Source organism: Thermomonas sp. (assembly GCF_029945965.1).
In the GTDB taxonomy this organism is placed as follows: Bacteria; Pseudomonadota; Gammaproteobacteria; order Xanthomonadales; family Xanthomonadaceae; genus Thermomonas.
This window is the reverse complement of sequence record NZ_JAQSDO010000002.1, coordinates 78,287-85,983: the sequence shown is the minus strand read 5'-3', so window position 1 is coordinate 85,983 and position 7,697 is coordinate 78,287. Positions and strand designations below refer to the sequence as shown.

The 7,697-nt window shown below is 67.9% G+C and carries 7 protein-coding genes; all 7 read right to left on the bottom strand.

What is annotated here, in order from left to right; translation table 11 throughout:
• Positions 1 to 235: 235 nt before the first annotated feature.
• From PSV05_RS00470 to PSV05_RS00440, 7 genes are read right to left on the bottom strand one after another with little or no spacing between them, the layout of a single operon-like run.
• A complete protein-coding gene (locus PSV05_RS00470; protein ID WP_300059862.1) occupies positions 236 to 1,384 on the bottom strand; it encodes a PrpF domain-containing protein in 1,149 nt (382 codons plus the stop codon).
• Positions 1,385 to 1,393: 9 nt separating this feature from the next.
• Positions 1,394 to 1,813, bottom strand: coding sequence for an OB-fold domain-containing protein (locus PSV05_RS00465; RefSeq protein ID WP_300059859.1), 420 nt, complete (start codon positions 1,811 to 1,813; stop codon positions 1,394 to 1,396).
• Between the two features lie 9 nt (positions 1,814 to 1,822).
• On the bottom strand, positions 1,823 to 2,968 hold the full coding sequence (locus PSV05_RS00460) for a thiolase family protein (RefSeq protein ID WP_300059856.1): 1,146 nt from the start codon (positions 2,966 to 2,968) through the stop codon (positions 1,823 to 1,825).
• 19 nt (positions 2,969 to 2,987) lie between these two features.
• The gene (locus PSV05_RS00455) at positions 2,988 to 3,764 is read right to left on the bottom strand and encodes an enoyl-CoA hydratase-related protein (RefSeq protein WP_300059853.1); all 777 of its coding nucleotides are present in this window, start codon (positions 3,762 to 3,764) and stop codon (positions 2,988 to 2,990) included.
• A gap of 9 nt (positions 3,765 to 3,773) precedes the next feature.
• A complete protein-coding gene (locus PSV05_RS00450; RefSeq protein ID WP_300059850.1) occupies positions 3,774 to 5,141 on the bottom strand; it encodes an MmgE/PrpD family protein in 1,368 nt (455 codons plus the stop codon).
• Positions 5,138 to 6,358, bottom strand: a complete 1,221-nt coding sequence (locus PSV05_RS00445; RefSeq protein ID WP_300059847.1) for a CoA transferase — start codon at positions 6,356 to 6,358, stop codon at positions 5,138 to 5,140. Before PSV05_RS00445 ends, PSV05_RS00450 begins: the two co-directional genes overlap by 4 nt.
• The gene (locus PSV05_RS00440; protein WP_300059844.1) at positions 6,355 to 7,623 is read right to left on the bottom strand and encodes a CoA transferase; all 1,269 of its coding nucleotides are present in this window, start codon (positions 7,621 to 7,623) and stop codon (positions 6,355 to 6,357) included. Before PSV05_RS00440 ends, PSV05_RS00445 begins: the two co-directional genes overlap by 4 nt.
• Between the last annotated feature and the right edge of the window lie 74 nt (positions 7,624 to 7,697).

The window sequence follows — 7,697 nt, the reverse complement described above, 5'->3', positions numbered from 1 at the left end:
AAGGCGTCAATAATCGAACTCTTGCGGAAATCAAGCATGAGCTGGATTGTCGGTTACGCTTATTGCGATAGAACCAAGATTATGTCCCTCGGGGCAGCCCAGCGCGCGCAACGTCACGTGGCAAACTCCATCACAACGTTGCGCCTCCAACTGGGCGTCGCACTCGCAAGCGTCCTGGGGCACTGTCCGCACTGCAACTCGATAAATCTGCGTTTACGTCTGTGACACAGTAAGACTAGAAGGCTTCCTTGAGGAAGGCCCGCCCCTCCGCGAGCCGCCGCGCGGTTCGCTGCACTGCCAGCCGCCGGACCTGAGGCGGCGCGCCGGCGCGGCAGTTGGCATCGGCCTCCACGTAGATCACCCCGGACGGATGGCCGAAAGCCAGCGGGCGCTCCGGGTTGCCCCGGACGGCCGCCATGATGCGATGAGGCAAGGTGCCGGGCACGCGGCAGGCGATGCCGGTGGTGGCGGTCAAGGTCCCGGCCAGGGTCTTGCTGGCAGAGCCGGAGGCGTACTGGCGAACCACCAGGTCGAGATCCCCCGCGGCCACCAGGTCGCCCTGCGTGCAGGTGCGGTAGTCAGCCGGTTCCGCCAGCACGATCAGCATCGGCGTCGATGGCGCCTGCCGCGCATCCCAGTATTCGCGCAGGCCGCAGCTGTAGGCCACGATTCGGCGAATCGCATCCATCCGGGTCTTGAGGTCGGTGTCGCCATCGATCTCCTCCGGCGACTCGATGCCCGTCATGCGCAACGCGCTGTGGTGCACGTAGATTGCCATGTTGGCGCCATCCACCACCGACAGCTCCACCGAGCCGACGCCAGGAACGTCCATCATGTCGACTGCATTTCCAGTGGGCAGCAGCTTGCCGGTGATGGCGCCGATTGCCTGCGAGAAGTCCAGCGAGATCGCAGCGCCGGTGCCGGGCACACCGCCGATGGCAAAGTCGCCGCGCCACACGGGCTTGCCGCCCTGCACCGGCACTTCGACGCCAATCACGCGGTCGGTATTGACGTTGTGCACCCGCACCAGCGTGATGCCTTCTACCGGGGCGACCATGCCCTCCTGGATGGCGTAGACCCCGACCGCGGCCGTGAGGTTGCCGCAGTTCAGGTTGTAGTCGACCTCCGCCCGCACCGTGCCGACCTGTCCGAACAGGTAGGTCACGTCGGTGCCTTCGCGCACCGGCTTGCCGATGATGGCCGCCTTGCTGGTCAGCTTGTCGGCGCCGCCGAGGCCGTCGATCTGGCGACGGTCGGGGCTGCCGAACAGGTCCAGCAGGACCTTGGTCAGCGCGCCGCGGTCCGTCGGCAGGTCCTCGGCGCGCAGGAAGACACCCTTGCTGGTGCCGCCGCGCATCAGGACGAAGGGCAGGTCGTCACGCATGGCGTCGCCTCAGCTGGCGCGCTGGAAGCGCGGGATCGAGACTTCCGGCGTTACCGGGTCGAACATCACCTGCACGTGTTCGCCGACCTTGACGTCGGACGGCGGCACGCCGACCACGTTGCTGATCATGCGCGGCCCTTCGGCCAGCTGGATCAGCGAGACGTTGTACGGGACGTCCTGGGCGAAGGCCTGGTTGTAGACCTGGTGGAACACGATGCTGGAATGCACCGTGCCGCGGCCGGACACCGCCTTCCACTCGAATTTTTCGCACAGGCAATGCGGGCAGACATGATTGATCGGGTAACGCGGCTTGCCGCAATCGCCGCAGTGCTGCAGCACCAGGCGGCCCTCGCGGGCGGCGCTCCAGAACGGGCGGTTAGCGTCGTCGAACGAGGGCAGCGGCTTGTCGTAGGTCATGGCTTCGGTCATTGTGGTTCCTCAGGCAGCTCGCAGGATCATCGCGTTGGAGCAGTTCAGCGTCATGCCGCGCCCCGTCACCAGGCAGGTCTGCGCTTCCTTCACCTGACGCTCGCCGCCCTGGCCGCGAATCTGGCGCACGCCCTCGACGGCATGCAGCCAGCCTTCCATGTAAGACTCCGACAGGTTGCCGCCCGCGGTGTTGATCGGCAACTGGCCGCCCAGTTCGATCCGGCCGCCTTCGGTGAAGGGGCCGCCCTCGCCAACGCCGCAGAAGCCCGCGTGCTCCAGCCAGAGGATCACGCTCATCGTGAAGTTGTCATAGAGCTGGGCGACGTCGATGTCCTTCGGGCCCACGCCGGCCATCTTGTAGGCACGGGCTAACGCGTCCTTCTGGTGCGGCACGTACCACCAGTCCTCACGCTCCATGTTTTGCGTCGTGTACGCCTGGCCCATCCCGGAGATCAGAACGGGCTTTTGCTTCAGGTCCTTCGCCCGTTCGGCCGAAGTCAGGATGATGGAGACGCCGCCGTCGCTGATCAGGCAGCAATCGAGCAGGTGGAAAGGCTCGACGACCATGCGTGAGGCCTGGTGGTCTTCGATCGTGAAGCGGTCGCGCATGACGGCGTTGGGGTTCATCGAGGCGTGCTTGCGGCAGGCCACGGCGACGTTGCCCAGGTGGCGGCTGGTGGTGCCGTACAGCGCCATGTGGCGGCTGGCGGCCATGGCGCTGTTGGCGGCGGCGCCGAACATCCCCCAGATGCCCCAGGAATCGCCCCAGCCAGATGCGCGGCCGAAACGGTAGTTGCCGGTGCGGGCGGTGTCCGCGAAGACGCAGGCCACGTAGTCGGCCATGCCTGATTCGATGGCCATCGCGGCGTTCTGGATCAGCGCGCCGCAAGTGCCGCCGCCCATGGTCATGCTGCCGGTGTACTTGGGGTCGATGCCCAGCGTCTCGCCCATGCGCAGGTAGTTGAGCGATCCTTCCGGCGAGGTGGTTCCCGGCATCGTCAGCAGGCCGTCGATCTGGCCCTTGTGCAGGCCGCTGTCTTCGAGCGCGAGCTTGAAAGCCTCGGTGCCGAGCGTGACGGGGGTGGAGCCTGGCAGCTTGCCCTGCCTGGTGGCGCCGACGCCGACGATGGCGATCTTGTCCTTGAGTGAGTTCATCGTTTGTTCCTTTTTGCTTTCAGCGGCCGTGGTAGACCGGGGGACGCTTTTCCTGGAAGGCACGGCGGCCTTCGATGCGGTCTTCGGTGTCGCGCAGCAGGCCGAACACGTAGCTCTCAAGCGCCAGCGCGCGGTCCAGCGGCATGGCCGAACCTTCGCGCACCAGGCGCTTGACGGCGCGCACCGACAGTGGTGCGTTCAGGGCGATGCGGGCGGCAATGGCCAGTGCCGTTTCCAGCAGTTGTGCCGCCGGGACCACTTTGCTGACCAGCCCGGTGCGGAGCGCCTCCTGGGCGTCAACGCGGTCGCCGGTCAGCAGCATCAGCATGGCGTCGGAGCGGCCGATCAGCCGCGGCAGGTGCTGGGTGCCGCCGGCGCCGGGGATGCTGCCGATGCGCACCTCGGACAGCGCGAAGTGCGCGTTCTCGGAGGCGATGCGCACGTCGCAGGCCAGCGCCAGCTCCATGCCGCCGCCCATGGCGTAGCCGTTGACGGCGCCGATGATCGGCTTGTCCATCTCCATGCCGGCCAGCAGGTGACCGGGTTGTGCCTGGCCGAAGGTGAGCTGGGCAAAGCTTTCCTTTGGCGGCATGGTCTTCTTGAGGTCGGACCCGGTGCAGAAGGCCTTCTCGCCGGCGCCGGTCAGGACCACGCAGCGCACCGCGTCGTCCTCGGCGACGCGCTGCCAGGCTGCGCGCAGCTCGGCCCGGGTCTCCGGGTCGATCGAGTTCATCGCCTCGGGGCGGTTCAGCGTGATGATGGCTACGCCTTCACGCACTTCATACAGCAGCGGCATGTCGATCCTTCAAGTTCGGTTGGGGAAGGCGACGGCGCTGTCCAGCCACTGGCGCACCGGCATCCTGTCGATCGAAAGCGCGCCCTCGAACAGGCGGTCGAGGTCCGCGCGGGCATGGCCCCATTCGAGGCAGTCCTGCACCTTGGCGCGCAATTCCTGCAGGCTGAGTGGCGCCTCGGCCGAACCGCGCAGCACGTCGACGCGGCGCTGCAGCCGCTCACCGTTGCGCAGTTCAAACGCGATCTCGGTCCAGCGTGGGAAGGTGCCGCCTTCCGAGGCATCGACGGCGGTCACTTGGGGGAAGAAAGCCTGGGCCTGCGGCCGCAGCACGGCTGCGTCGATGAAGCTGGAGAGGCCGATACCGCCATCCAGCAGAGCCGCGGTCACCGCGTACTGCATGCTGAACTTCGCTTCCAGTCCGGTCTGCGGCCGCTGGTGGATCAACGGCGTCAGCGCGCCTGCGCTCGCTCGCACGTGCACCGAACCGACATCGGCCAACGTGAGCCCGTGCTCCCGACGCAAGTCGAGCACACCGTCGAGGGCGCGGTGGGTGGCATAGCAGAGAGGGTACTTCTTGACCTCGATCCCGCTCGAGACCAGCTCCAGCGGCGCCTGGCCGAGCGTTTCCAGCGCGGAGAGGGACTCGCCGTTGGCGTACAGGTCCATGTAGCCGAAGGCGTCGTCCAGCGCGCCTGCGGCGGCGTCGAAGCCCTCGCTGGCCAGCAGCGCGGCCCGCAGGCCGGCGCTGTTGGTGTGGCCGGCCTGGAAAGACTTGGCGTGGGTGCCGAAGTTGGCCCGGCTGCCAGCCGCCTGCGATACGGCAAGGCCGATCGCATGGACGGTCTGCGCCGCGTCCAGTTGGAGCAGTCGAGCGCAGGCCACGGCAGCGCCAATGGTGCCGATGCTGGACGTCGAGTGCCAGCCGCGGGCGTAATGGCGCACCGCCATCGCCTTGGACAGCTTGCAGATCACCTCGAAGCCGCAGACGTAGGCGCAGGCCAGTTCGGCGCCGTCGGCGTCGATGGCCTCGGCCAGGCCGACCAGCGCCGGCAGCAGCGCCACGCTAGGGTGGCCGCGCAGCGGCGAGGTGACGTCGTCGTAGTCGAGCACGTGGCCGGCGACACCGTTGCTCAGCGCGGCCAGTTCCAGCGGCAGCATTTCCCCCGTGCCCCAGTCGCGGGAGGCCCGGCCCGGTGCCGGCAGGCCGCTGCGGCGCGCGTACGTCAACGCCATCCGCGAAGCTTCTTCATTGCGGCCTGCGAGGGCGACCGCATAGGTGTCCAGTAAGGCGCGGCCGCACGCTTGAACCAGATCCCGCGTCAGGTGTTCGCGCCTGAAGCCGACGGCGAAGGCGGCGATGCGCTCGGCGGCCTTCACTGCAGCGCCCCCTGCGCGCGCAGTGCGACGATCTCCGCTGCTGCCAGCTCCAGCTTTTCCTTCAGCACTTCGTCGGTATGCTGCCCCAGCAGCGGCGCCGGCCGGTGCGGGAAGCCGGGCGTACGCGACATCTTGAATGGCAGCCCGTTGTAGACGGTGCGGCCCATTTCGGGGTGATCGAGGTAGACCCAGTGCTCGCGCGCCTGCAGCTGCGGGTCGCGCTGCAGCACGTCGGCCGCATCCTGCACCGGGCCGGCGGCGACGCCGCGCTGCTGCAGCCGCTGCGCCAGTTCGAGTGCGTCGTGCAGGACGGTGCTGCGGGCCAGTGCTTCGTCCAATGCGGCGCGGTGTTCCCAGCGTCCGGCCATACCGGCAAAGCGCACATCCTGCTCCAGGGCCGGGTCCCCCAGCACGTGTAGCAGTGCCTGCCAGGCCACTTCGCTCGAAGCCGAGATGGCGATCCATCGATCCTCGCCGCGGCTCGGGTAGACCCCGTGCGGCGCGCCGGCGATGTGCTGATTGCCCACGCGGCCGGCAACGTGGCCGTTGGCGGTGTAGTCCATCACCGCCGGGCCGAGCAGCGCGATCGTCGGCTCGATCTGCGCCACGTCGATGAACTGCCCCTGGCCGGTGCGTCGTCGATGGCGCAGTGCCGCCAGGATGGCGAAGGCGGCATGGGCGGGGTTGGGCACGTGATCCGGAAAGTTGGTACCGGTGCCGGCCGGGTCGAGCTCAGGCCGGCCGCATAGCTGGTGCAGGCCGGTGACGGCGCCCATGGTCAGGCCGTAGCCGAGGTACCTGGACTCGGGGCCGACCTGCCCATGCATCGACATGCCGATGTAGATCGCGTCCGGCTTGAAGGCGCGCACCGCTTCATGGCCGAGGCCGAATTTCTCCATCGTGCCGGGGGTGAAGTTGTTGGCCACGACGTCGCTGCGTTCGATCAGGCGGCGCGCCAGCGCGCGGCCTTCCTCGGTCTTCATGTTCAGCGTGACGCTGCGCTTGCTGGAGTTGCGGTCGGCGAAGTAGCCGCTGCGGTTGACGCCGCGCACGCCGCCCTGGAAGGGCTTGGCGTCGCGCAGCGTGTCCAGCCTTTCGGCGCTTTCGATCTTGATCACGTCGGCACCGAAGTCGGCCAGGATCTTGGTGGTGTAGGAGCCGGCGCCGATCCAGGTGAAGTCGGCAACGGTGATGCCGGCGAGCGGGAAACGGTTCATGCGATCACTCCCTCGCGCAGCAGCACTGCCTGGCGCTGGTGGTCGTAGCCGAGGCCCGAAAGGACCTCCCCCGTGTGTTCGCCGAGTTGTGGCGCCGGCCGGCCCAGCCGCCACGGCGAAGCTTCCATGCGGAACGGTGCGCCGGGGACGGTCAGCGTGCGGCCGGAGAACGGGTGCGCGGTCTGTTCGAAGAACTGCCGGAAGACGAGTTGCCGGTTGACCAGCAGGTCGGCCGTGGTGCTGACCGGGCAGATCGGGATGCGGCGCCGCTGGCCTTCGGCATAGAGCTGCGCCTTGGTCATGCCGGCGGCATAGGGCAGAAAGATGGCGGCGAAGATTCGCTTGGCGCCCGCCGTCTGCAGGAAGGCGGAGTCCAGCCAGCGCGGCTCGCGCAGTTGCTCTGCGCCTTTTGCGCCGGCTTCCACCAGCCAGTCGGTGGTGGTGTTCCAGAACTTGTTGGAAGCGACACCGCCCGCCATCAGGTAGACCATGCCGTCCTGGCACGGAAACACGCCGGTGCCGGCCTGGCGCTGCTCGCCACCGTTTCGCTTGCGCACGGTGTTTTCCAGTTCGACGAACTGCACCGCGTTCTCCAACGCCATGGCCACGCTCTCCTGCACCGAGACGTCCACATGCTGGCCCTGCCTTGCGCCGGACTGGCCTTCGACTTCCAAGATGGCGATCATCGATGCCACCGCAGCGAATTGCGCGGCCGCCAGCAACGCCTGGTTGCCGTAGGGTGCGGTCGGCGCCAGCCCGGGATAGCCACCGAGCGACAGCAATCCGCCGAAAGCCAGACCGATCAGGTCGCCGCCCTCATACTGGGCGTACGGTCCGTTCTGGCCGAACGGGGTGATGCTGGTGGTGACCAGCGCCGGCTGCTCGCGCAGCAACGCCTGCACAGCCAGTCCGCGGGCCTGCATGCGGCCAGGCCGCTCGGCCTCGATCACCAGATCGGACTCGCGCACCAAGGCGCGGAACACTTCCTGGCCCTGTGCCTGGTCGAGGTCGAGAGCAATCCCGCGTTTGCCCTGGTTGAAGTATGCGAACGCCAGACTGTGTTCGCGGTGGGCGCGGTCGCCCAGGAACGGGCCCTCGCGGCGGTTGGCGCAGCCAGCGGTCGGCTCCACCAGTAGCACCTCGGCACCGAGCTGGGCGAACAGCTTGCCGCAGTACTGCTCGCTGCCCTGGGTCAGGTCGAGGACGCGGATGCCTTCCAGCGGCCCGGGTGCGGGACTGCCAGGCGGGAGGGCTGGGGATTGCATGTCGTCGAAGGTCATAGGAGTCCGGCTGATCGTAGAGGCTGGACTGGCCCACCGCAATGCCCCGGGCCATGCCG

Excerpts from the sequence above, each read along its gene's own strand:
- PSV05_RS00470 (WP_300059862.1), bottom strand. The coding sequence starts at position 1,384 with ATGCGTGACGACCTGCCCTTCGTCCTGATGCGCGGCGGCACCAGCAAG.
- PSV05_RS00465 (WP_300059859.1), bottom strand. The coding sequence starts at position 1,813 with ATGACCGAAGCCATGACCTACGACAAGCCGCTGCCCTCGTTCGACGAC.
- PSV05_RS00460 (WP_300059856.1), bottom strand. The coding sequence starts at position 2,968 with ATGAACTCACTCAAGGACAAGATCGCCATCGTCGGCGTCGGCGCCACC.
- PSV05_RS00455 (WP_300059853.1), bottom strand. The coding sequence starts at position 3,764 with ATGCCGCTGCTGTATGAAGTGCGTGAAGGCGTAGCCATCATCACGCTG.
- PSV05_RS00445 (WP_300059847.1), bottom strand. The coding sequence starts at position 6,358 with ATGAACCGTTTCCCGCTCGCCGGCATCACCGTTGCCGACTTCACCTGG.
- PSV05_RS00440 (WP_300059844.1), bottom strand. The coding sequence starts at position 7,623 with ATGCAATCCCCAGCCCTCCCGCCTGGCAGTCCCGCACCCGGGCCGCTG.